General features: G+C 67.8%; 20 protein-coding genes and 1 tRNA gene. 11 read left to right on the top strand and 10 right to left on the bottom strand.

Annotated features, from left to right (window positions below):
• Positions 1 to 110: 110 nt before the first annotated feature.
• A complete protein-coding gene (locus AAHB16_RS12950; protein WP_223851666.1) occupies positions 111 to 800 on the bottom strand; it encodes a GntR family transcriptional regulator in 690 nt (229 codons plus the stop codon).
• Between the two features lie 130 nt (positions 801 to 930).
• Between AAHB16_RS12950 and AAHB16_RS12945 the strand changes: the two genes are divergently transcribed.
• The 11 genes from AAHB16_RS12945 to hutG are packed head-to-tail and all read left to right on the top strand — an operon-like array spanning position 931 to position 13,043.
• On the top strand, positions 931 to 2,163 hold the full coding sequence (locus AAHB16_RS12945; protein ID WP_342051047.1) for a pyridoxal phosphate-dependent aminotransferase: 1,233 nt from the start codon (positions 931 to 933) through the stop codon (positions 2,161 to 2,163).
• Complete coding sequence (gene pxpB, locus AAHB16_RS12940; RefSeq protein WP_342051046.1) at positions 2,157 to 2,930, top strand: 5-oxoprolinase subunit PxpB; 774 nt, start codon at positions 2,157 to 2,159, stop codon at positions 2,928 to 2,930. The genes AAHB16_RS12945 and pxpB overlap by 7 nt, the downstream gene beginning before the upstream one ends.
• Positions 2,927 to 3,928, top strand: a complete 1,002-nt coding sequence (locus AAHB16_RS12935) for a 5-oxoprolinase subunit C family protein (RefSeq protein ID WP_342051045.1) — start codon at positions 2,927 to 2,929, stop codon at positions 3,926 to 3,928. Before pxpB ends, AAHB16_RS12935 begins: the two co-directional genes overlap by 4 nt.
• A gap of 36 nt (positions 3,929 to 3,964) precedes the next feature.
• The gene (locus AAHB16_RS12930; RefSeq protein WP_342051044.1) at positions 3,965 to 4,717 is read left to right on the top strand and encodes a LamB/YcsF family protein; all 753 of its coding nucleotides are present in this window, start codon (positions 3,965 to 3,967) and stop codon (positions 4,715 to 4,717) included.
• A 37-nt stretch (positions 4,718 to 4,754) separates the two neighbouring features.
• A complete protein-coding gene (locus tag AAHB16_RS12925) occupies positions 4,755 to 6,344 on the top strand; it encodes an ABC transporter substrate-binding protein (protein WP_342051043.1) in 1,590 nt (529 codons plus the stop codon).
• A gap of 35 nt (positions 6,345 to 6,379) precedes the next feature.
• Complete coding sequence (locus tag AAHB16_RS12920) at positions 6,380 to 7,369, top strand: ABC transporter permease (protein WP_342051042.1); 990 nt, start codon at positions 6,380 to 6,382, stop codon at positions 7,367 to 7,369.
• Between the two features lie 22 nt (positions 7,370 to 7,391).
• Positions 7,392 to 8,228 (top strand): ABC transporter permease, encoded by an 837-nt coding sequence (locus AAHB16_RS12915; RefSeq protein ID WP_150377131.1) that lies wholly within the window; start codon positions 7,392 to 7,394, stop codon positions 8,226 to 8,228.
• Positions 8,229 to 8,231: 3 nt separating this feature from the next.
• Positions 8,232 to 9,932, top strand: a complete 1,701-nt coding sequence (locus AAHB16_RS12910; protein WP_342051041.1) for an ABC transporter ATP-binding protein — start codon at positions 8,232 to 8,234, stop codon at positions 9,930 to 9,932.
• On the top strand, positions 9,929 to 11,236 hold the full coding sequence (locus AAHB16_RS12905) for a Zn-dependent hydrolase (protein ID WP_342051040.1): 1,308 nt from the start codon (positions 9,929 to 9,931) through the stop codon (positions 11,234 to 11,236). The genes AAHB16_RS12910 and AAHB16_RS12905 overlap by 4 nt, the downstream gene beginning before the upstream one ends.
• A complete protein-coding gene (locus tag AAHB16_RS12900; protein ID WP_342051039.1) occupies positions 11,221 to 12,237 on the top strand; it encodes a hydroxyacid dehydrogenase in 1,017 nt (338 codons plus the stop codon). The genes AAHB16_RS12905 and AAHB16_RS12900 overlap by 16 nt, the downstream gene beginning before the upstream one ends.
• Complete coding sequence (hutG, locus tag AAHB16_RS12895; RefSeq protein WP_342051038.1) at positions 12,234 to 13,043, top strand: N-formylglutamate deformylase; 810 nt, start codon at positions 12,234 to 12,236, stop codon at positions 13,041 to 13,043. Before AAHB16_RS12900 ends, hutG begins: the two co-directional genes overlap by 4 nt.
• 9 nt (positions 13,044 to 13,052) lie before the next feature.
• On the opposite strand, the gene AAHB16_RS12890 is transcribed toward hutG, so the two are convergent.
• The 9 genes from AAHB16_RS12890 to fdhE all read right to left on the bottom strand — a co-directional run bounded on the left by AAHB16_RS12890 (position 13,053) and on the right by fdhE (position 23,077).
• On the bottom strand, positions 13,053 to 13,934 hold the full coding sequence (locus AAHB16_RS12890) for an alpha/beta fold hydrolase (RefSeq protein ID WP_150377136.1): 882 nt from the start codon (positions 13,932 to 13,934) through the stop codon (positions 13,053 to 13,055).
• Positions 13,935 to 14,104: 170 nt separating this feature from the next.
• On the bottom strand, positions 14,105 to 15,595 hold the full coding sequence (gene mctP, locus AAHB16_RS12885; protein ID WP_342051037.1) for a monocarboxylate uptake permease MctP: 1,491 nt from the start codon (positions 15,593 to 15,595) through the stop codon (positions 14,105 to 14,107).
• On the bottom strand, positions 15,592 to 15,795 hold the full coding sequence (locus AAHB16_RS12880; RefSeq protein WP_150377138.1) for a DUF3311 domain-containing protein: 204 nt from the start codon (positions 15,793 to 15,795) through the stop codon (positions 15,592 to 15,594). The genes mctP and AAHB16_RS12880 overlap by 4 nt, the downstream gene beginning before the upstream one ends.
• Before the next feature lie 174 nt (positions 15,796 to 15,969).
• Positions 15,970 to 17,043: a selenide, water dikinase SelD gene (gene selD / locus AAHB16_RS12875; RefSeq protein WP_223851668.1), complete on the bottom strand. Its 1,074-nt coding sequence runs from the start codon at positions 17,041 to 17,043 to the stop codon at positions 15,970 to 15,972.
• Positions 17,044 to 18,192 carry a transglutaminase-like domain-containing protein gene (locus AAHB16_RS12870; RefSeq protein ID WP_150377139.1) on the bottom strand — a complete coding sequence of 383 codons (1,149 nt, stop codon included), beginning with the start codon at positions 18,190 to 18,192 and terminating at the stop codon, positions 17,044 to 17,046.
• Between the two features lie 143 nt (positions 18,193 to 18,335).
• Positions 18,336 to 18,431, bottom strand: a tRNA-Sec gene (locus tag AAHB16_RS12865).
• A 22-nt stretch (positions 18,432 to 18,453) separates the two neighbouring features.
• Positions 18,454 to 20,664 (bottom strand): selenocysteine-specific translation elongation factor, encoded by a 2,211-nt coding sequence (gene selB, locus AAHB16_RS12860; protein WP_342051036.1) that lies wholly within the window; start codon positions 20,662 to 20,664, stop codon positions 18,454 to 18,456.
• A gap of 12 nt (positions 20,665 to 20,676) precedes the next feature.
• Positions 20,677 to 22,125 (bottom strand): L-seryl-tRNA(Sec) selenium transferase, encoded by a 1,449-nt coding sequence (gene selA / locus AAHB16_RS12855; RefSeq protein WP_342051035.1) that lies wholly within the window; start codon positions 22,123 to 22,125, stop codon positions 20,677 to 20,679.
• Positions 22,115 to 23,077, bottom strand: coding sequence for a formate dehydrogenase accessory protein FdhE (gene fdhE, locus AAHB16_RS12850; RefSeq protein ID WP_150377141.1), 963 nt, complete (start codon positions 23,075 to 23,077; stop codon positions 22,115 to 22,117). The genes selA and fdhE overlap by 11 nt, the downstream gene beginning before the upstream one ends.
• Positions 23,078 to 23,084: the final 7 nt, after the last annotated feature.

Raw genomic sequence — 23,084 nt, 5'->3', positions numbered from 1 at the left:
AGCCAGTGGGAGAGGGGCATGGATGGCCTGTTGTTGTTGGGGGAATCGGCAAGTGTTTCAGGGCGCGCCCACATCCGGGCTCACCACAGCGGTGCTCACCACCGCGTGGCTCACCACCGCGCCAGCTTCTCCAGGATCGACGCGCGGATATTGTCGATATGTTCGGCCGTCTGGCGCGCGGCCTCCGCGCCGTCGCCGCGTTCGAGGGCGGCGATCATGGCCAGGTGTTCATGGCACACGGGGCCGAGTCGGCGCTCGAGTCGCTTGAGCGAGAACATGCGCGTCTTGCGTCGGACTTCCGCGATGATGCCGGCCAGCATCTCGTTGTCGCAGTACTTGCAGATGACGCCATGCAGATCGGCGTCCAGCACCTGATGCTCGGGATTGCCGGGCTCGTTGCGCGCAAGCAGTTCCTCCACGCGCCGGCGTAGCCGTTCCAGTTCGGACTGCGGGATCTGCCCCGCGGCGCGGGAGGCCGCGTCGGGTTCCAGCAGGCGCCGGACGTGCAGGGCCTCGAGGATCTCCTGCACCGTCACCTGCCTCACGAACAGACGGCTGTTCGCGCCCCGTTCCAGCAGGCGCTCGCCTTCGAGCCGGTGGAGGGCTTCGCGCAGCGGCGTGCGCGAGAAGCCAAGCTGGGCGGCGAGGGCCCGTTCCTGGATGGGATCGCCGGGATGCAGCCCGCCGGAGACGAGCAGATCCAGCACGGCCTCGTAGGCGAGGTTGCCCAATGCGCGTTCCTTCGGGGTTTCGTCAGCCGTTGCTGCCGGAAGAAGGCTGGCATCCGTCTCCGTCTCCACGGCGGATGCTGGAAAAGCGAGTGCGGTCGTTTTTGTCATGTTGCGAAGTATGGCACGCAGTTTGCTTGAATGCCAGTGGTATACCAATGGCATTCGATGTGAATGCCGATCCTTACGCTACGCGAATTTCATGCCGACTTCCTCCGCCGCCCATCGACTCTCCCAGCGCCTGGCCATGGCGCGTCCGTCCGCCACCGGCGCCATGTCCGAGGCCGCCCGGCGCCTTGCCGAAGACGGCAAGCCCGTCATCAGCCTGTCCGAAGGCGAACTGGATTTCGATACGCCCGCGCATATCCAGCTGGCGGCCATCCAGGCCATGACGGCAGGGGAGACGCGCTACACGAACGTGGGCGGCACGCACCAACTCAAGGCGGCGATTGCACGGAAACTGGCCCGCGACAACGATCTGCACTATGTCGAAGCAGAAATCATCGCGGGCACGGGCGCCAAGCAGATGTTGTTCAACGCGTTGCTCGCCACCGTCGATGCCGGGGACGAAGTGATCGTCACCGCCCCGTACTGGGTGTCGTATAGCGACATGGTCCATATCGCCGGTGGTACGCCGGTGCTGGTCACGGCAACGCCCGCGGACGACTTCAAGCTCACACCGGCCGCGCTGCGCGCCGCACTGACGCCGCGCACGCGCTGGCTCATGCTCAACTCGCCGTGCAACCCGTCGGGCGCTCTCTACTCGGCCGGCGAACTGCGCGCGCTGGCCGACGTCCTCGATGACTATCCCGATGTGCTCGTGCTGTCGGACGAGATCTACGAAGAGATCCTGTTCGACGGCACGTTCACGTCGTTCGCACAGGCCGCGCCGGCCATGCGCGACCGTACGCTGACCGTCAACGGCGTATCCAAGGCGTATGCGATGACGGGCTGGCGCCTCGGCTACGCGGCCGGTCCCGCGTGGCTGATCAAGGCCATGGCGCTGCTGCAGTCCCAGAGCACCAGCAACCCCAGTGCGATCAGCCAGGCAGGAGCGGTGGCCGCGCTGAACGGTCCGCAGGACTTTCTCGATGGCTGGCGTACCCGCCTGCGCGCGCGCCGCGACCTCGCGCTCTCCGTGCTGGCCGACGCCGCGCCCGTGCTCACCATGCGCCGTCCCCCCGCTGCGTTCTATCTGTATGCGGACTGCGCCGCCGCGCTCGGCATGCGCACGCCGGATGGCAAGCGCATCGAGACCGATACCGACTTCGCGATGTACCTGCTGCACGCGGCCCATGTCGCCGTGGTGCCCGGTTCGGCTTTCGGGCTGGCCCCCTACGTACGGCTGGCCTACGCGCTGGCCGATGACCGGCTGCGCGAGGCGTGCGAGCGCATCGTGACGGCCTGTGCCGCGCTGGAGCGCATGTCATGGTGATGGCGCAAACGGCCCTCGCACAAGCAGCCACCGTGCAATCGGGCGATGGGCTTCTTGCGCTGACGGATTGTCGCATCGAGCCCGTCGGCGACCGCTGCCTGCAGATTCGTCTCGGCGATCAGGTCGGCGTGGCGGTCAGCCAGCGCGTGCATGCGGTGACCGAGTACCTGCTGCGGCAGCGCTGGCCCGGAGTGCGCGATGTCGTGCCCGCGTTCACCACGGTGGCCGTCCACTTTCGTCCCGAGATGTTTGCGCGTGACAAGGGCGCGCCGTTCGTCCAGCTCTCCGCATGGATACGCGACGCGCTGGTCGATGGCGTGCCCGCCGTGGTCCACGCCGGCCGCGAAGTGGAAGTGCCCGCCTGCTATGGCGGCGAGTACGGTCCCGACCTCGAAGACGTGGCACGTGCCTGCGAGATCGATACGGCCGAAGTCATCCGGCTCCATTGCGCCACACCGCTCACGCTCTACACCTTCTTCTTCTCTCCGGGCAATCCGTTTGCGGGACCGTTGCATCCGCGCCTTGCCGTACCGCGCCGTGCCACGCCACGCACGCTGGTGCCGGCCGGATCGGTCGCGATCGCGAACGGCATCTCGTCGATCTATCAGGACGCATCGCCGGGCGGCTGGAACCTGATCGCGCGCACGCCGTGGAACCTGTTCCATGTGGGCCAGAATCCGCCGACCCGCCTGCAACTCGGGGACCGGCTGCGCTTCGTGCCCATTACGCCGGCCGAGTTCGACGCCATGCTGGAGCCGCGGCCATGAACGCGATGCGTGTGGACAAGCCCGGCATGCTGTCGGTGCTGCAGGACGGCGGCCGCTACGGTTACCAGCGCTTTGGCGTGCCCGTCAACGGCGCGATGGACGAATGGTCGTATCCGCTGGCCAATGTGCTGGTGGGCAACGCCGCCGATACGGCCGCGCTCGAAATCACGCTCAATGGTCCCACCGTGCGCTTTGCGCAGGACACGCTGATCGCGGTGACCGGTGCCGATCTCGCCGTGACGGCCGGTGGCGTGCCGCTGCCTACCCATTGCGCGGTGATGGTGCGCCACGACGTGCCGATCGCGCTCGGTCACTGCCGCCGCGGTGCCCGCGCCTATCTGGCCGTGCGCGGCGGCTTCGCGCCCGACGCGGTGCTGGGCAGCCGGAGCACGAACCTGCGTGCCCGCTTCGGCGGCATGGAGGGCCGCGCGCTGCGGGCCGGAGATCGCATCGCCATCGCATCCCCGCGCAGGGAGATGCTGCCGCTGGCCCGGATGATGGTGCAGAGCGCCATGCCATGGGTCGCGGCGGAGGCGCCCGCCGATTGCGCCGCGCCGGACGCGGGCGATGCCATCCGCTTTCTGCCGGGCCCGCAATGGGAGTGCTTTACGCCGGCCGCGCGCAAGGCCTTCGAGGTCGAGGCCTATACGGTATCGAACCAGTCGGACCGCATGGGCTATCGGCTCGAAGGGCCCGCGCTCGCGCTGGCCGCGCCGCTGGAAATGGTGTCGGAGGCGGTGAGCTTCGGCACCGTGCAGGTGCCCCCGGGCGGCGCGCCGATCGTGCTGATGGCCGACCGGCAGAGCGTCGGCGGCTATCCAAAGATCGCCTACGTCATCAGCGCCGACCTGCCGCGGCTGGCGCAGGCCGTGCCCGGTACCGCGCTGCGCTTCCGCGCCGTGACGCCCGAGACCGCGCATCGCGCGCTGCTGGCGATGACGGACCGGCTCGATGCCATTGCCGCCGAGGCGGCACGGCTGATCGGCCTCCCGACATAACCCCCCAAATCACGAGAACGAACGAGGAAATCACCGATGCCAACTCTCGATATCAACTGTGACATGGGCGAAAGCTTCGGCGCCTGGCGCATGGGCGACGATGCCGCGATCCTGCGCCATGTCACGTCCGCGAACATCGCGTGCGGCTTCCACGCCGGAGATCCCGACGTGATGCTGGCCACCGTGCGCGCCGCCGCCGAGGCCGGCGTGGCCGTGGGCGCCCATCCCGGCCTGCCCGACCTCCAGGGCTTTGGCCGCCGCGCCATGGCCATGACGGCCGCCGAGGTCTACGCGCTCACGGTCTATCAGGTCGGCGCGATGCTGGGCGTCACGCGCGCGGTCGGCGTGCCGCTGCACCACGTGAAGACGCACGGCGCGCTCTACAACATGACCGCGCGCGATCCCGCGCTCGCCGCCGCGGTGGCCGATGCCGTGCGCGCGGTATCGCCCGAGGTGCTCATCTACGTGGCCAACGCCAATATGGCCGCCGCCGCGGAGGCCGCGGGCCTGCGCGTGGCCAACGAGGTGTATGCCGACCGCTCCTACCAGGACGACGCCACGCTCACGCCGCGCTCGATGCCGCACGCGATGATCGAAGACGTCGACGCGTCCATCGCGCAGGTACGCCGCATGGTGCTCGACGGCAGCGTGCAGGCGCTCTCCGGCAAGTCGGTGCCCATCGCGGCCGACACGCTGTGCATCCACGGCGACCAGCCCGGCGCGGTCCTGTTCGCCGAACGTATTCGCAGTGCCCTGATCGCCGACGGCATTGCCATCCGGCCGCTTTGAATCCCATCCCTTGCTTCCACGACTATCAGGTATATCCATGACCACCAAGCTGAACCTGCCCGCCGCCCGCCTGCTCAAGATCGCAACCTGCTCGATTGCCCTGACCGTCGGTATCGCCGCGAGTGCCCATGCCCAGACCCGCGGCGGCACGCTGCGCGCCATCGCCCAGCCCGAGCCGCCCACGCTGATGCTGGGCCTGAACCAGCAGACGCCCACGCAGTACGTGGCCGGCAAGATCTATGAGAGCCTGCTGACCTGGTCACCCGACATGAAGCCCCTGCCGGGCCTCGCCAGGTCGTGGACCGTGTCGCCCGACGGCAAGGTCTACACGTTCGAGCTGCAGTCCAACGTCAAATGGCACGACGGCAAGCCGTTCTCGTCCGACGACGTCGTGTTCTCGATCGACAAGTTCCTGCGCGCCGTGCATCCGCGCGCCCGTGTGGTCATCGAGCAGTTCGTGCAGTCGGTCAAGGCGCAGGGCGCGAACAAGGTGGTCATCACGCTCAAGGAGCCGTTCGCGCCGTTCCTCAAGTCGTTTGTCAGCGACAACATGCCGATGGTGCCGAAGCATATCTACGACGGCACGGACTATGCGAAGAACCCCGCCAACCAGACCCCGGTGGGTACCGGCCCCTTCATGTTCAAGGAGTGGAAGAAGGGCGCCTATATCGTGCTGACGCGTAACCCGAACTACTGGCAGAAGGGCAAGCCCTATCTGGACGAGATCGTCTTCAACGTGATTCCGGATGCCGCATCGCGCGCGGTCGCCTTCGAACGCGGCGACGTGCAGGTAGTGAGTGCCGGCGACGTGGACAACGTCGAGATCAAGCGCCTGCGCGCGCTGCCCAACGTGGAATACACGACCAAGGGCTGGGAAATGTTCTCCAAGCTCGCGTATATCCAGATGAATCAGCGCAAGGCGCCGTTCGACAACGTGAAGGTGCGGCAGGCCATCATGGAAGCGATCAATCGCAAGTTCGTGGTGAACAATATCTTCTTCGGTCTCGGCAAGGTGGCGACCGGACCCATCTCCTCGACGACGCCGTTCTACGACGCCAATGTGCCCGCGTATGGGTTCGACCTGAAGAAGGCGCGCGCGCTGATCAAGGAGTCTGGCATCGATCCGTCCAAGACCCCGATTCATATCCTGTCCTACCCGTACGGCGCCACGTGGGACCGCCTGGGCGAATACACGCGCCAGTGCCTGGAGCAACTGGGCTTCAAGGTAGAGATCGAGTCCGCCGACGCGGGCACGTGGGCCAAGCGCGTGTCGGACTTCGACTTCGACCTGACCTTCAGCTTCACGTCGCAGTACGGCGACCCCGCGCTGGGCGTCTCGCGCCTCTATCTGGCACGCAACCAGGTCAAGGGTTCGGCGTTCGTGAACAACCAGGGCTATGTGAATGCGGGCGTGGATGCGATGTGGGACAAGGCCGCCGCCGCGACGTCCGATGCGGAGCGCCAGCAGCTCTACTCGAACATCCAGAAGACGCTGGTCCAGGAAGTGGCCAACGGCTACCTGTTCGAGATGGAGCTGCCGACGCTCTATAGCAACAAGGTCCACAACCTGATCCAGACGGCCATCGGCCTGAACGACACGTTCGCCGACGTCTACATCAGCAAGTAAGCGCGCTGCGCCCGTCTCAAGAAGGATTCGATCGCGTGGAAAAGTCACTCTCCATTCTGGTCGCCAGGCTCGGCAAGGCGTTGTTCGTCGTGCTTGGCGTGGTCATCATCAACTTCATGCTGGTGCGCATGGCGCCGGGAGATCCGGCATCGGTGCTGGCCGGCGAGTCCGGCTCGTCCGACCCGGCGTACGTGCAGGAACTGCGCAAGGAGTTCGGCCTCGACCAGCCGCTGCCCGTGCAGCTGGGCCGCTACCTGTGGGGCGTGGCGCATCTCGATCTCGGCTACTCCTATCGCGAGCGTCTGCCCGTGCTGGACCTGATTCTCGACCGGTTACCGGCCACGCTGCTGCTGATGTCGTGCGCGTTCGTGTTCGCGCTCGCATTCGGGGTCATGTTCGGCGTGATCGCGTCGCGGGCGCGCTATGCGGGACGGCGCACGTGGCTCGATAGCGTGCTGATGACGGGCTCGCTGCTGATCTACGCGACGCCACAGTTCTGGCTCGCGCTGCTGGCCATCCTGTTCTTCTCGCTGCATCTGGGCTGGGTGCCGCCCTATGGCATGGAACAGGTGGGCGGCAATCTGCATGGCTGGGCGCGCGTCGCGGACATCGCCCACCATCTGGTACTGCCCACCGTGTCGCTCGGCTGCTTCTTCATGGCCGTGTATGCGCGCCTGACGCGCGCCTCGATGCTCGAAGTGCTGGGCATGGACTACATCAAGACCGCCCGCGCCAAGGGCGTGCCGCTCGGCGAGACGATTCGCCGGCATGCGCTGCGTAACGCGATGCTGCCCGTGGTGACGTTCGCGGGCATCCAGCTGGGCCAGATGGCGGGCGGCGCCGTGCTGACGGAGACCGTGTTCGGCTGGCCCGGCATCGGGCGCCTGATGTTCGATGCGCTGATCCAGCGCGACTACCAGTTGCTGCTGGGGGTGTTCCTCGTGACATCGACGATGGTCGTTGTGTTCAACCTGCTGACGGATCTGGTGTATCGCCTGATCGATCCGCGCATCGGCAGGCAATAAGCCGGATTCGAGGAGCATGGACATGTCTTTCCTGAAACGCTTTGGCGCCAATCGTGGCGCCGCCGTGGGCCTCGTGCTGCTGCTGATCGTGATTGTCGCGGCGGCGCTGGCGTCCACGTTGTATGAAGATCCGCCCTGGATGATGGTCGCGGACCCGTTGCTGGCGCCGTTCCACGACAGCGCCTATCCGCTGGGTACCGACATGCTCGGCCGCGATATCGCCGCGGGCATCGCCTACGGCGCGCGCGTCTCGCTGACCATCGGCGTGATCTCCACGCTGGTCGCGGTGCTGATCGGCATTGTGGTCGGCGCGCTGGCGGGCTACTACGGCGGCCGCGTCGACGACGCGCTGATGCGCGGCACCGAGTTCTTCCAGACCATTCCGCAGCTGGCCATGGCGCTGGTGCTCGTGGCCATCTTCAAGCCGTCGCTCTATTCGATCGTGGGCGCCATCGCGATCGTGTCGTGGCCCCCGGTGGCGCGGCTCGTGCGCTCCGAATTCATGACGCTCAAGGAGCGCGAGTTCGTGCAGGCGGCCATCGTGATCGGCCAGTCGCCGGCGCGCATCATCTTCACGCAGATCCTGCCCAATGCGGCGTCGCCCGTCATCGTCACGGCCTCGCTGATGACCGCTACCGCGATCCTCACGGAATCGGCGCTATCGTTCCTGGGGCTGGGCGACCGCAATCTCATGAGCTGGGGCTTCATGATCGGCGCGGCGCGCACGATGCTGCGCGAAGCCCCGTGGATGAGCCTGTGGCCCGGCGTGGCCATCATGCTGACGGTGCTCGCGATCAACCTGATCGGCGAAGGGCTCAACGATGCCCTGAATCCGCAACTGCGCAAACGGGGGAACTGACCGATGCAAGCATCCCGCAATCGAGCGTCCGAGGCGCCGTTGCTGTCCATCCGCAACCTGAGCATCGCGCTGCCGAAGGGCGGCGACCGTCCCTATGCCGTGCGCGACATCGACTTCGAGATCGGTGCCGGCGAACTGGTCTGCATCGTCGGTGAGTCTGGCTCGGGCAAGTCGATGAGCGCCAATGCGATCATGGGTCTGCTGCCGGCGTACCTGAAGCCGGAGTCGGGCCAGATCCTGTTTCGTGGCCGCGACCTGCTGACGCAGGACGAAGCCACGCTGCGCGGCATGCGCGGGAAGGACATGGCGATGATCTTCCAGGAGCCGCTCTCCGCGCTCAACCCGCTGCATCGCGTGGGCGACCAGATTGCCGAAGTGATGCGCGTGCATGGGCGCGTGCATGGCGCGCTCGACCCGGCATCGCGCCGCGCGCGGGTGCTGGAGCTGCTCGCCTTCGTCGGCCTGCCCGACCCGCCCACGCTGTGCAATGCCTATCCGTTCGCGCTGTCGGGCGGCCAGCGCCAGCGCGTGATGATCGCCATGGCGCTCGCGCTGGAACCGGCCTTCCTGATCGCCGACGAGCCCACCACGGCGCTCGACGTCACCACGCAGGCGCAGATTCTCGCGCTGATTGCCCGCATCCAGAAAGAGAAGGGCATGGGCGTGATGTTCGTCACGCACGATTTCGGCGTCGTGGCGGAGATTGCCGACCGCGTCATCGTGATGGAGAAGGGGTGCATCGTCGAGCAGGGCACGGCCGAACAGGTGCTGAACCGTCCCGCGCATCCGTACACGCGCCGGCTGATCGGCAGCGTGCCGTCGCATCGCGCGCGCGCCGGCGCGTCCGCTACCGAACCGGAAGGCTATCCGGTGCTTCGCGTGGAGGGGCTGCGCAAGACCTACACGACGCCGGGCGGCCTGTTCCAGCGCAAGCGCGTGGTCGAAGCCGTCAAGGGCGTGAGCTTCGAAGTCCGCGCGGGCGAAACGCTGGGTATCGTCGGCGAGTCCGGTTCGGGCAAGTCGACGATCGGCAAATGCCTGCTCAAGCTGACCGAGAACGACGGCGGCGTGATGGCATTCGAAGGTCGCGATATCGCGCCCATCAGCGAGCGGGCGTTCCGGCCGATGCGCCGCCATATCCAGATGATCTTCCAGGACCCGTTCGCCTCGCTCAATCCGCGCCATACGGTGGGCCGGATCCTGTGCGACGGCCCCATGGCCAACGGCGTGCCGCGCGCGGAGGCCGAAGCGCGCGCGCGGGAACTGCTCAAGCTCGTGGAACTGGAACCCAGCGCGTTCGATCGCTATCCCAGCCAGTTCTCCGGCGGCCAGCGCCAGCGCGTCGGCATCGCCCGTGCGCTCGCCATGGAGCCGCGGCTGATCGTGGCCGATGAATCGGTGTCCGCGCTCGATGTCTCGGTGCAGGCGCAGGTGCTGAAGCTGCTGGCCGAAGTGCAGAAGCGCCTGGGCATCGCATTGATCTTCATCACGCACGATCTGCGCGTGGCCGCGCAGATCTGCGACAAGGTGCTTGTGATGCATCGCGGCAGTGTGGTCGAGCAGGGCAGCCCCGCCGAGATCTTCGAGACCCCGCGCGATGCCTATACGCGCCGGCTCATCGACTCGATGCCCGGCAAGTCGTGGGACCCCCAGGCCGTGCAGGATTCGCTCGCCCCGAAGACGGAAGCGATGGAGACCGTATGAATCCGGCTGTCGAACCCGACCATGCGCTCGCGGCCTCGCTGTTCGCGCAACTGGTCGCCCAGAGCCACGACGGTGTCGGCATCACGCGCGACACCTATGGCGATGGCGAGAATGCCGCGCATGCGCTGTTGCGCGCGACGGCCGAGCAGTACGGACTGGAGACGCGCCGCGATGCGGCGAGCAATCTGTATCTGACGCTGCCCGGCGCCGACCGTGGCGCGCCGGCCGTGATGACGGGCTCGCACCTCGATTCCGTGCCGCGCGGCGGCAATTTCGATGGCGCGGCCGGTGTGGTGGCCGGGCTGGCCATTCTGGCGGCATGGCGCCGCGCGGGCGTCGTACCGGCGCGCGACGTGACCGTCATGGCCATTCGCGCCGAGGAGAGTGCGTGGTTTCCGCTGTCGTATATCGGCAGCAAGGCCGCATTCGGCCTGCTCGACGGCACGGCCACGGCATTGCGCCGTGCCGATACGGGCCGCACGCTGGCCGACCATATGCGTGCCGCGGGCGGCGACCCCGAGGCCGTCGCCGCGGGCATCCCGGCCCTGCGGGCAGCGCAGATCGACTGCTTTGTCGAACTCCATATCGAACAGGGCCCCGTGCTCGACGAGAGCGACGATGTGCTGGGCGTGGTGACGGGCATCTGCGGCAGCCGGCGCTACCGTCATGCCACGATTCGCGGGCAGTACGCGCATTCCGGCGCGACGCCGCGCACGCATCGCCGCGATGCCGTGGTAGCGGCCGCGGCACTGGTCACCGCGTTGCAGCGTGCGTGGGTCGCGATGGAAGCCGCGGGGCACGAGCTCACCGTCACGGTCGGCCAGTGCACGACCGATGCCGCGCAGGCGGACTTCAGCAAGGTCTCGGGCCGCGTCGATTTCAGCATCGACGTGCGTTCGCGCAGTGTGGCCACGCTGGAGGCGATGGATGCCGCAATCCAGACCATCCGGGCCGAGATCGCGCAGACCTGCCGCGTCGAGATCGACCTCGGCCCGATGACCGCCAGCGCGGCGGGGGTCATGGATCCGGCCTTGCGGGCGATATTGACCGCGGCGGCCGAAGCGGCCGGTGTGCCCGCGCGGTCCATGCCCAGCGGGGCCGGGCACGATGCGGCGCTGTTCGCGGCGCAGGGCGTGCCCGCCGCGATGCTGTTCGTCCGCAATGCGCACGGCAGCCATAACCCCGACGAGTCGATGCGGCTCGACGAATTCGCGCAGGCTACGCGCGTACTGGCCAGTGCGCTGGGCGCGCGGGCCGGTGTTTCCCTTTCCACAGCGATGTCGAACTCATGCCAGTCTGTCTGATTACCCAACCGATTCATCCCATCGGTGCCGAACGCATGCGTGCGGCCGGCATCGAGGTGCGCCACGGCACCGCCACGAACGAGGCCGAGCGGATTGCCGAAGTGCGCGATGTCGACGCGGTGATCGTGCGCGAAGGTCTGTCCGCCGCCGCCATCGATGCCGCCCCGCGCCTGGCCGTCATCAGCAATCACGGCACGGGCACCGACAAGATCGCGGTGGCGCATGCCCATGCCCGCGGCATCCCCGTGGTGTCCACGCCCGCCGCGAACGTGCGCGCGGTGGCCGAACACGCGATGATGCTGATGCTCGCCGTGGCGCGCGGCACGGTGGTGGCCGACGCCGCCACGCGCCGCTCGGACTGGCAGCACCGCTATCAGGTACCGATGCATTCGCTGTCCGGCAAGACGCTGGGCATCGTGGGCTTTGGCCGCACGGGCCAGATCGTGGCCCGGATGGCGAGCGCGGGCTTCGGCATGCAGGTGGTCGTATGGTCGCCGCGCGTCGATGACGCCGAGGTCGAGGCGCTGGGTGCGCGGCGCGTGGACACGCTGCACGCGCTGCTCGCGATTTCCGACGTCGTATCGCTGCATCGCCCATTGCGCGCCGATACGCGTCACACCATCGATGCCGCCGCGCTGGCGGCGATGAAACCCGGTGCGATTCTCGTCAACACGTCGCGCGGCGGACTGATCGACGAGCCGGCGCTCGTCGATGCGCTGCGCGCGGGCAAGCTGTTCGGTGCGGGGCTCGATGTGTTCGAGCGCGAGCCATTGCCCATCGCATCGCCGCTGGCCGCGCTGGCCAATGTCGTGCTGAGCCCGCATCAGGCGGGTTCCACGCAGGAGGCGCTGGCCGACACCGCGCGCCAGTGCGCGGACCAGATCATCGACGTGCTGGCCGGGCGGCAACCAGACCATATGCTCGACCCATCGGTATGGGCGAGCCGTCGGCACACCGGCGCGCACCGGGCCACCAACGAACAGGCAGAGGCACAGGCATGACATCCCCGATTTGCACCGTTACCCAGGGCAGCTTGCCGCTGGTCATCTCGATTCCGCATGGCGGCGAACTGTTGCCCGACTGGCTCGCGCCACGGCTGACGCCGCTTGCGCGCGAGCGCGCCGATACGGACTGGCACCTGCGCAGGCTGTACGCGTTCGCGGCGGAGCAGGGCGCGTCCGTGGTGCAAGCCAACTACTCGCGCTACGTCATCGACGTGAACCGGCCGGCCGATGGCAGCGCGCTATATCCCGGCCAGACCACGACGACGCTGTGCCCGGTGGAGTCGTTCCGGGGCGTACCGCTTTATCTGGACGGTAGCGGGCCGTCGCCCGACGAAATCGACGTGCGCAAGCGCGAATACTGGCAGCCGTATCACGATGCGCTCGCCGCCGAGATCGCGCGGCTGCGCGGCGAGCACGCCAACGTACTGGTCTGGGAGGCGCATTCCATCGCCGGTGTCTTGCCGCATCTGTTCGAGGGCAAGCTGCCCGACCTGAACATCGGTACCAACAGCGGTGCCAGCTGCGCGCCGGCCATGCGCGACGCCGTCGTCGCGGCGGCCGCGGGCAGTCCGTACACATGGGTGGCGGACGGACGGTTCAAGGGCGGCCATATCACCCGCCACTACGGCCAGCCCGCGCACGGCGTGCACACGATTCAGCTGGAAATGGTGCAGGCCGTCTATATGAGCGAGGATGCGCCATTCCCGTATCTGCCGGAGGCGGCGGCGCGCGTGCAGCCGGTGTTGCGCGCGATGCTGGACGGCGCAATGTCCGCGATGGCAAGGCTCCAGGTTTTGTCCTAAAGCGCCGCGTTACCGCGCGGGCGAAGCGGACCCATCGAGAAACTTGACGATCGCCGCGTCGAACGTCTTCGGGTCCTGCATGAACGCAAAGTGGCTCGCGTTCGGCAGGATCAGCATGCGCGCGTGCGGAATCGTGCGCGCGATGTAGGCCGTGTGCGAACGCTTGATGCCTTCGTCGTGGTCGCCGTCCATGACGAGCACCGGCGACTTGATCGTCTTCAGTTGCGCATCGGACCAGTTGGGTTCGGTTTCCCACATCTTGCCGATTTGCGAGAGGAAGGCTTCGTAGTCGTTCGGCGTGGGCGACAGCTTCGTGTACTCCTTGCCCGCGCGCTCGATATAGGCCGCGAAGACGGGGTTCTTGTCGAATGCGGGGATCAGCCCGTCCGTCTTCGTGTTCACGCCGAACGCGACGATCTTGCCGACGCGTTCCGGATGGCGGATGGCGATGTCGAGCGCCTGGATGGCGCCGTCGCTCCAGCCGACGATATCGGCGCGCGGAATCTTCAGTTCGTCCATCAGCGCGATGACGTCGTCGGCCATGAGGTCATAGCCATACGGCGTGGCGTCGCGCGTGCTGCGGCCGTGGCCGCGCGAGTCGACGACGATCACGCGATGCTTCGCGCTCAGCGTGCGGACCTGGTTGGCGAGATAGTCGGAATTGGCCAGGCCGCCGTGCAGCACGATGACGGGCGAGCCCTTGCCGACCTCGGCGTTATACAGCCTGATGCCGCGCAGCTCGCTATGGCGCTCCTGCGCCCATTTGACGGGGGTCGGGGTAGGCGGCAGGGTCTGCCAGCGTTCCAGTGCGTTGGCGCCGTGCGCGGTAGCCATCATGACGACGGCGGCGAACAGGGGCTTGATGTGCTGACGGATACAAAGCTGCGGCATGAACGTTCTCCTCTGGTTTGTGTCGTGGGGCTCTTTAAGAGCCGGACTGTAGGAGATGCCGCAAGCCCGTGCTTTAGGACGGGCCGGGATTGCGCGCGTTTGCACGCTTGATACGTTTCGGCGCGCCCCTCTCCACACGGAAGAGGGGCACCCGCAGATGCGGCCGGGCGTCAGTTGGCGGCGCGCGCCACCACGCGCTGGCCCTGCGTGAGCGCGGAGACCACGAACGACACGACGATGTTCGCCGCAAGCGCGATCAGGCCGATATACGTCGGATACGCGCTGCCGCCGATATGCAGCGTATACACGGGCTTGAGACCCATCACCGAGGCAAGGCCGGTGCCGAGCACGATGCCGACGATCCAGCCCGCGAACAGGCCCGTGGTGGTCAGGCGGCGCGTGTAGAGCGAGAACACCACGGCGGGGAAGATCTGGAGGATCCAGACGCCGCCGAGCAGCTGCAGGTCGATCGCGTACTGCGTGGGCAGCACGATGATGAACAGCAGCGCGCCGAACTTGACCACCAGCGAGAACAGCTTGGCGCTCTTCGCTTCCTTCTCGGGCGTGACGGTCGGGTTGATCAGCGGCCTGTACAGGTTGCGCGTGAACAGGTTGGCCGCACCGATCGACATGATGGCCGCGGGCACCAGCGCGCTGATCGCGATGGCCGCGGCGGCAAAGCCGACGAACCACGACGGGAACAGCGTGAGGAACAGCGTGGGCACCACGTCTGAGGCCGACGTCACATGCACGTTCGCCGCAATCGCCATGTAGCCGAGCACCGCGATCAGGCCGAGCAGCAGCGTGTACGCGGGCAGCACGATCGCATTCTTGCGCACGGTCTTTGCCGACGACGAGGACAGCACCGCCGTCATCGTATGCGGGTACATGAATGCCGCGAGCGCGGAGCCCAGCGCAAGCGTGGCGTACGCCATGAACTGCGACGGCTGCAGGATGATGCCCGTGGCGCCGCCCTTGGCCTGGAAGAACTTGTCCGCGGCCTCGAACAGCGTGCCGTACCCGCCGAGCTTGCTCGGGATGATCGACACCGCGACGATCACGACGATATAGATCATGATGTCCTTGACGAACGCGATCATCGCCGGCGCGCGCAGGCCGCTCGAGTACGTGTAGACGGCCAGGATCGCGAACGCCACGACCAGCGGCAGTTCACCGGTGACGCCGAGGCTCTTGATCACGACCTGCATGCCCACGAGCTGCAACGCGATATACGGCAGCGTCGCGACGATGCCGGTCAGCGCCACGGCCGCGGGCAGCCATTTGCCGCCGAACTCGCCATGCACATAGTCCGCCGCGGTGATGTGGTTGTTGCGATGGCAGACTTCCCACAGCTTTGGCATGACCGCGAACACGAACGGATAGACGATGATCGTGTACGGCAGCGCGAAGAAGCCGTACGCCCCCACCGAGTACACGAGCGCGGGCACCGCGATCACGGTATAGGCCGTGTAGAAGTCGCCGCCGACGAGGAACCACGAGATCAGCGTGCCGAACTGGCGCCCGCCGAGGCCCCACTCATGCAGCTGGTTGAGGTCGCCGCGCTTCCAGCGCGCTGCCACGAAGCCGAGCACCGTGACGAGCACGAAGAAGAAGATGAACACCGCCATCGCGGTGCTGTTGATCGTGGTCGGCTCGCTCATTTCATGCTCCGATACACGATGTACAGCAACAGCGAGGTAATCGGCACCCAGAGGAACTGGTACCAGTAGAAGAAGGGAAAGCCGAACAGCGCGGGCTGCGTATCGTTGTAGAACGGCAGCCATAGCAGCGCGATATAGGGGGCGAGCAGCAGCAGGCGCACCCAGCCGCCTCCCTCCGCGCGTTCTTGGGAAGTCTCCATCGTGTTCTCCAGGGAATGTACAAAGCCGTGACATGCGGGAACGCCCGCATGTCCGGCCCCAGACACGATTTTGAGGGGGCGCGTTGTCCGGTTTGTGTCGTGTTCTTCCGGATTTGTATCGTTAACCGTACAAAGCGTGGGAAACCGGAAACGACGGGGGAATCTGAAAAGACTTCAGCGCACGGCGACGGCTGGCGCGCCCTCGCCCGACTTGCCGCGCATCTCGCCAATCACGGCCGCATCGGCGAATCCTTCCCGACGGAACAACGCCAGCACGTCATCGACGGCCTCGGGCGCGCACGCGACGAGCAGCCCGCCGCTGGTCTGCGGATCGGTCAGCAAGGCCTGCTGGACGGCCGAGATCTCCGGTGCGAGCGATACCTCGTGCCCATAGCTGGCCCAGTTGCGTCTGGACGCGCCGGTAATGGCCCCGCCTTCGGCCAGGGCGGTCACGCCGCGCAGCAGCGGCACGCGCGACATATCGAGCGTGGCCGACAACGCGCTGCCGCGGCACAGTTCCAGCAGATGGCCAAGCAGGCCGAAGCCCGTGACATCGGTCATCGCATGCACGCCGGGCAGATCGCCGAGCGTCTTGCCCGGTGTATTGAGCTTGGTCGTATTGGCGATCATCTCGCGATAACCGTCCGCGTCGAGCCGATCTTTCTTGATCGCCGCCGAATACACGCCAACGCCCAGCGGCTTGCCGAGCACCAGCACGTCGCCCGCGCGCGCGTCGCGGTTGCGCTTGATGCGGTCCGGATGCACGAGCCCCAACACGACGAGGCCGTAGATGGGCTCCACCGCGTCGATGGTATGGCCGCCGCCGATCGCGATACCGGCCTGTGCGCAGACCGATTCGCCGCCTTCGAGGATCTTGCCGATGACTTCCGGCGAGAGCTTGTCGACGGGCATGCCGACCAGCGCCAGCGCGAGGATCGGCGTGCCGCCCATCGCATAGACGTCGGAAATGGCATTGGTTGCGGCAATGCGGCCGAAGTCGAAGGGGTCATCGACCACGGGCATGAAGAAGTCCGTGGTCGCGACGAGCGCCTGCGTATCGTTGAGCTTGTAGACCGCCGCGTCGTCACTGGTCTCGATACCGACCAGCAGCGCGGGCGGGGCGGGGAAATGCCGCGCGTTGCGCAGGATTTCGGACAACACGGCGGGCGCGATCTTGCAGCCGCAGCCTCCGCCGTGTGCCAGCGACGTCAGCCGGGGCTGACCGTCGCGCATCGATGCCTCCGCCATTTACACGATCCTCGTCGACGTGATGCGATAGCCGAATTTGTCCGGATCGAGGCTGTCCAGCGTGCCCGCGACGGTCTGCCCGTTCGGATACATCAGGAACGGCACGGGCGCCGCGCCGCTGCCGGGCAGCGCCACGTCGTGGCCATGGTTGTACACGACCCAGTTGCCCTCCCACGCGCCGAGCAGCATCGCGCGCGCGGCGCGTACCTTGCTGTCCGTCATCGGCAGGCCGCCGGGGACTTCTTCGAGGGCGACCTTGCGCACATCGGCCGGATCCGCGGGAATCCAGCCGTAGCCGGCCGCATAGAACTCGGAGCGGCAGTGCTGCGCCTTGGAGATGTCGCCAGCCTTGCCGAGCGCCTTGAAGCCCAGCGCCGAGGTATCGACGCGCACGCCGTAGGCATCGCGCGCGGGAATGCCTGCCGCGCGGGAGAGCGCGACGAACAGGCCGTTGATGTCGGCACACTTGCCGTTCATGATGCCGCCGGTCTTGAGCATCGCCACGACGTCGCCGGTGCCGCAGCCGCGCACGCTCGCCTCGCGGCACGTGTTGTCGACGACCCATTGATAGATGGCGCGCGCGCGCGTCATGTCGTCGTCGAGGCCGGCCGTGATCTTCAGCGCGGTGTCGCGCACGATGCCATCGGTCGGCATCAGCTGCGTCGGACGCAGATACTCGCGCAACGTCGCGGCGGATTCGCGCGGTGCGCGGGCGGAGGGGGCGGCGCCCAGATCGACGTCGCGATCGCGAATGGCGACCTTGTTGGTCAGCGTGGCCTTGAGCGGCTCGCCGGCCGGCGCCGACGGCCATTCGACGGCGACCATGCGCACGTCGTAGCCGCCCGTTGTGGCCGCGCGGGTGCGCGCGCCGGGAGCATTCCACGCCGTGGCCAGCGTGCGCTGGTAGTCGCCGACCTGCTGCGCGGTAACGGGCAGCCAGACGCGCGCGGGCGCGGCGGCGGGCGGCAGCGTGACTTCGGTGGTCATTTCGTAGACGCGCCAGCCGCTCGCGTTTTCGATATCGCTTGCGCGGGCGCCGGGCAGGGTGCCGGAGGATGTCGGGTTGGCCGCGTGGGCGGGAAGGATGCCGGCAGCGCCGACGGAGACAGGTAGCGCGGCGCCAAGCCGCAGAAAATCGCGTCGATCCATGATGATCCCCTTGTTCGAGACTCGAAACGTGCCCAACCGCTGCCCATGCATGGTAGGTCGTGCGGGCAATGTCTGGGCGGGAAAACCGCGGGGCAGAGGATGCTGCGGCGCGGCATGCGGGTGCTGAGGTGCTACGAAAATACTGGCGGAAAGCAGCAGGAGTCGAACCTACCTGGGAACGTCTGACGCCCCCAACCGGATTTGAAGTCCGGCCGCATCACCGGATGCGCGTGCCTTCCGTACGACGATGATCGATGCCGCTCAATGCTGTTGCGGATCCGTTTCGCGGCTCCATTCGGTGTTCGGGCGCAGCATTCGCCCGTTGCCAACGCGCCGAGTGTATCCCGCGCGATCGAAGAATTCCAGAATCTGGATCGCCCGTTTTCTGCCGAGTCCCACTGCATCGCGAAAATGCACGGCTTCGACGCGCGTATGCGTTTGCGCGAGCGATGCCAGTTGCGCGGCGAGCGTGTCGATGGTGGCATCGGCGTAGAACAGGTCGCGCACGACCTGATGGATCGCGCCTTGCCGCGCGAGCTTGCGCAGCAGCGCGCGCACGGCGTCCTCGGGAGCGTTCAGCGCGGCGGCGTGATCGCGGACCCAGGGCGGATCGTTGCCGCCCGCCAGCACGCGCGGGAGGAGTTCGTCCGCGAGCGCGCGCTCGGCGTCGGTCATGACGATCTCGTGCGTGGGCAGGCGCAGCCAGCCGCCATGACGGTCGAGCTCGCCGTCGGCGAGCAGGGCGTCGAGCAGCGCGGTCCAGAGCGCGTCGGGTACCGCGGCACCCGCGAAGGCGAGGCGCCGCAGGGAGCCGGCATTGAGCCCGGGCTCGTCGGGCAGGCGCGCGTGGAACGCGGTCAGCGTGTCGAGGATGCGTTGGCGTAACGCTTGCAGATACGGAGCGAGGATCAGGCAACGGTCTTCGCCCGCGGCCTGCCGGCTGCCGGCGTGGCTCGGCGCCGCATGGCCGTCCGGGCTTGCGCCGCGGCCTGTGCCGCCGAACGATAGCGCGTCGGGTGGGACGTCCCATGCCTCGGGCGGCAGGCCCGTGAGCCGCACGAGGCGGCCGTGGGCGATGCCGTGCGGGGCCTGCGCGAGCAGCGGCGCGAGGCCCGCGCCGTCGAGCATCGCGGCGATGGCCCGCAGCCAGTCGAGCCGCGCGGGGGTGCGGCGGTGGCGTTCGGGGGCGACGTTGTCGAGCACGGTGCCGCCGCCGATGGTTTGCGTGGCTTGCGCGTTGCGGAGGATCAGCCGGTCGCCGGCCTGCGCGCAGACGGGGCTCGTAAAGACCAATTGCGCCAGCGCCACGCCGCCGCGCTGCGCGCCATCGCCGTCCGAGCCATCGCCATGCGTACCATCGCCATACGCGCCATCGCCATACGCGCCAGCGGCCGAGCCGGCGGACTGCGAACCAGCGGATGGCGAGCCAGCGGACGGCGAGCCAGCGGACGGCGAGCCAGCGGACGACGGGCTAGCGGGCGACGCGCCAGCGGGCAGCGCGCCGGTCGCGGCATCCATCCGGCCGGCGGCCAGTACCTCGCGGTCGAGCAGGACGATATTCGCTGTCCGGTGCGTCGCGCCAAGGTGCACGTGCACGGGCGTCCAGTGCCCGAGCCGGACATCGGTCCCCGGCGTCAACGCGAGCGACACATCGAGCCGCATGACAGGCGAGGGCGGCAGCAGCGCCGGGTCCATGATCCAGTCACCGCGCCGGATCGCATCCTTCTCGATGCCCGCCAGATTGAGCGCGCACCGCTGGCCCGCCACCCCGACCTCCGCCGCCCGCTGCTGCGCATGGATACTCCGAATGCGAACAGGCAGGCCAGCGGGCGCAAGCTGCATCGCATCGCCCACGCGCACATGCCCGTTGAACACGGTGCCCGTCACCACGGTGCCATGCCCGGCCAGCGTGAACACGCGATCGACCGCCAGCCGGAACAGGCCCGCCTCGCGCCGCGCGGGCATCCGCATCGCGGCATCGTGAAGGTAGGCGCGCAGGGCGGCCACGCCCGCATGACCCGCATCGGTCCCGTCGAGCGGAAATTGCGGCGCCTCGGCATAAGGCGTATCGGCCAGCAATGCCGCCACGTCCGCCTCCACGGCCGCGAGCCGCGCCGCATCGACGCGGTCCGCCTTGGTCAGCGCCACGGCCGCGCGCGGCACGCCAAGCCGCTGCACGATCGCGAGATGCTCGCGCGTCTGCGGCATGACGCCATCGTCGGCGGCGATCACGAGCAACGCCAGGTCGATCCCGCTCGCGCCGGCGGCCATCGTATGGATCAGCTTCTCGTGGCCCGGCACATCGATATAGCCCAGCACGTCGCCATTGGGCAGCGGCGTATAGGCATAGCCGAGCTCGATCGAAATGCCGCGCGCCTTCTCTTCCTTGAGGCGATCGGTGTCGACGCCGGTCAGCGAGCGGACCAGCGTGGTCTTGCCATGGTCGATATGTCCGGCCGTGCCGACGATCATGAGCGCGGTGCTTCAGCCAGTAAGCCCAAGCTGGGACCATTGCGCGACGAATTCCGCTTCGTCGGCTTCCTCGAGGCACCGCAGGTCGAGCCAGAGCGCCTGCTCGCCCACGCGGCCGATCACGGGGCGCGGCAATCCGCGCAGCGCCGCTTCCAGCCGCTGCAACTGACGCCCGGTCCCACGTTTCGCGCCGCCCGCATTCCCCGCCACGGGCGCGATGACGAGCCCATGGCTCGGCAATTGGCCCCCGGGCAGCGCACCGCTGCCGATCTGGCTGACCGTGGGCACGGCATCGACACGCCAGGCCTCGCCGAGCGCGGCCTGCAGCGGCGGCAGCAGGCGTTCGGCCATTGCCGCCATCGACGCGGCGGGTCGCGTGAGCAGCCGCAACGTCGGCAGCGTCTGCGCCAGCGTGTCAGGGTCGCGATAGAGCCGCAGCACCGGTTCCAGTGCGGCGAGCGTGATCTTGCCCACGCGCAGCGCGCGCTTGAGCGGGTTCTTCTTGATCCTGGCGATCAGGTCCTTGCGCCCGACGATCAGTCCGGCCTGCGGCCCGCCCAGCAGCTTGTCGCCGCTGAACGTCACGAGGTCCGCGCCGGCCGCGATGGTCTCGCGCACCGTCGTCTCGCGCGGCAGTCCCCAGCGCGTGAGGTCGCACAGCGTGCCGCTGCCGAGATCGACCACCACGGGCACCCCATGCGGCTTTGCGATACCGGCCACCTCGGCCACCTCCACGCTGCGCGTGAAGCCCGTAATCTCGTAGTTGCTGCAATGCACCTTCATCAGCATCGCGGTGCGCGCGCCGACGGCGTTCGCGTAGTCGTGCGGATGCGTGCGGTTGGTCGTGCCGATCTCTACGAGTTTGGCGCCGGCACGCTGCATGACGTCCGGAATGCGAAAGGCCCCGCCGATCTCGACGAGCTCCCCGCGCGATACCACCACCTCGCGCCGCTGCGCGAGCGTGTTGAGCACCAGCAGCACCGCGGCGGCATTGTTGTTGACGACGGTCGCGGCCTCCGCGCCCGTCAGTTCGCACAGCAGATTGTCGATGAGGTCGTCGCGATCGCCACGGCCGCCGTCGTCGAGGTCGAATTCGAGGTTGGCCGCGCTCGTCATCGCGCGCACGACCGCCTGCACCGCGGCATCGGGCAGCAGCGCACGGCCGAGGTTGGTATGGAGCACGGTGCCGGTCAGGTTGAATACCGCGCGCAGCCGTGGCGCGCTGTCACGGGCCAGCGCCTCGGCCAGCGCATCGTGCAGCGCCGCATCTTCCAGCGCCTGCCGCGTCAGACGGCCCGCCACGGCCTCCGCGCGCAGGCCATCGAGCAACCGGCGCAGCGCGGCCGTGGCCGGTGCGCGGCCATGGCGCGCGATCAGGGGTTGCAGGAAGGGCTGGTTCAGCAGGCGATCGACCGAGGGGATGTCGGCGGGACGGGCAGCGGTCGAGACGCTATCGTTCATCGGCGCCGTCCGCGTACTCGTCATCATCGTCCTCGCCGAGCCACAGCAGCGGATTGCCGCTCGCGCGTCCGTAGCCGGCCTCCGCCATCATGACGTCGAGCGCGAGGGAAGCGAGGTCGTCGGCCAGCGGCTCGACGGTCGCGTCCTTCTCCATATAGACGATCTTGCGGTAGTGATGGCACTGATCGCAGGTCTCGGCCTTGAGCGCTTCGAAACGCTCTTCGACGACGTGATAGCTGATGCCTTCCGTCGATTCGCAATGCGTGCACTTGACGCGCACCATATGCCATTCCGTCGCGCAGAGCCCGCATTGCAGATAACGCAGGCCCTGATAGCGGCCGCCGATGCGCACGACACTCGCCACCGGCAGCGACCCGCAGCAGGGGCACACCGTGGCGACGTCGAGCGTCGGCACCTGCGATTCGCGCAACTGCGATGCCAGCACCGTGCGGTGCAGCTGCAGCGCGGCCATGATGAATGGCGCGCTCATGCCATCGACGGGCAGGTCCCGCATGCCGAGAATGGCCTGCGCCTGTTCGTCGAGCGTTTCCGGCGTCAGCGCCTGCAATGCGGCGAGCGCGTCCGGGGGCAGGGTGCCGCCCGCGATCAGTTCCGCGACAAGGCGGTTGGCCACGGGCTGCCAGCCCTCGAGCGCGTCTTCGTCCATGGCCGCGAACAACGGCATGCCATGCGATTGCGCGCGATCGATCGCGGCGTCGGAAGGCGGCGGCAAGGTCAGCGTGCCGGCGATCGCGTGCTGCGCCTCGGCAACGCCGGCCATCAGCGCGAGATACGGCCCAAAGGCCTGGCCGAGCGGATTGTCGGCCGACAGCTTGCGCAGGCGCTGCGCGCGGTGGGCAAACACCTCGGTCCGCTCGGGCAGCCGCAGGCGGGCGATCGAGACATGATCGGTAGACTCGATTTCCTGCGGTTGTAAGATGCGTTGCACCATCGATTGT

Origin of the sequence: Cupriavidus sp. OTU4054, assembly GCF_038440175.1 — a bacterium.
Lineage (GTDB): Bacteria > Pseudomonadota > Gammaproteobacteria > Burkholderiales > Burkholderiaceae > Cupriavidus > Cupriavidus pauculus_D.
Note: the sequence above shows the minus strand (reverse complement) of the source record. Positions and strands in the feature narration are given on the sequence as shown.

Coding starts and splice junctions, on each gene's coding strand:
- AAHB16_RS12910 (WP_342051041.1), top strand. CDS start 8,232: ATGCAAGCATCCCGCAATCGAGCGTCCGAGGCGCCGTTGCTGTCCATC.
- selA (WP_342051035.1), bottom strand. CDS start 22,125: ATGAACGATAGCGTCTCGACCGCTGCCCGTCCCGCCGACATCCCCTCG.
- AAHB16_RS12935 (WP_342051045.1), top strand. CDS start 2,927: ATGAACGCGATGCGTGTGGACAAGCCCGGCATGCTGTCGGTGCTGCAG.
- hutG (WP_342051038.1), top strand. CDS start 12,234: ATGACATCCCCGATTTGCACCGTTACCCAGGGCAGCTTGCCGCTGGTC.
- AAHB16_RS12905 (WP_342051040.1), top strand. CDS start 9,929: ATGAATCCGGCTGTCGAACCCGACCATGCGCTCGCGGCCTCGCTGTTC.
- mctP (WP_342051037.1), bottom strand. CDS start 15,595: ATGAGCGAGCCGACCACGATCAACAGCACCGCGATGGCGGTGTTCATC.
- AAHB16_RS12880 (WP_150377138.1), bottom strand. CDS start 15,795: ATGGAGACTTCCCAAGAACGCGCGGAGGGAGGCGGCTGGGTGCGCCTG.
- AAHB16_RS12915 (WP_150377131.1), top strand. CDS start 7,392: ATGTCTTTCCTGAAACGCTTTGGCGCCAATCGTGGCGCCGCCGTGGGC.
- AAHB16_RS12945 (WP_342051047.1), top strand. CDS start 931: ATGCCGACTTCCTCCGCCGCCCATCGACTCTCCCAGCGCCTGGCCATG.
- AAHB16_RS12925 (WP_342051043.1), top strand. CDS start 4,755: ATGACCACCAAGCTGAACCTGCCCGCCGCCCGCCTGCTCAAGATCGCA.
- fdhE (WP_150377141.1), bottom strand. CDS start 23,077: ATGGTGCAACGCATCTTACAACCGCAGGAAATCGAGTCTACCGATCAT.
- AAHB16_RS12900 (WP_342051039.1), top strand. CDS start 11,221: ATGCCAGTCTGTCTGATTACCCAACCGATTCATCCCATCGGTGCCGAA.
- AAHB16_RS12930 (WP_342051044.1), top strand. CDS start 3,965: ATGCCAACTCTCGATATCAACTGTGACATGGGCGAAAGCTTCGGCGCC.
- AAHB16_RS12890 (WP_150377136.1), bottom strand. CDS start 13,934: ATGCCGCAGCTTTGTATCCGTCAGCACATCAAGCCCCTGTTCGCCGCC.
- AAHB16_RS12870 (WP_150377139.1), bottom strand. CDS start 18,192: ATGGATCGACGCGATTTTCTGCGGCTTGGCGCCGCGCTACCTGTCTCC.
- selB (WP_342051036.1), bottom strand. CDS start 20,664: ATGATCGTCGGCACGGCCGGACATATCGACCATGGCAAGACCACGCTG.
- selD (WP_223851668.1), bottom strand. CDS start 17,043: ATGGCGGAGGCATCGATGCGCGACGGTCAGCCCCGGCTGACGTCGCTG.
- pxpB (WP_342051046.1), top strand. CDS start 2,157: ATGGTGATGGCGCAAACGGCCCTCGCACAAGCAGCCACCGTGCAATCG.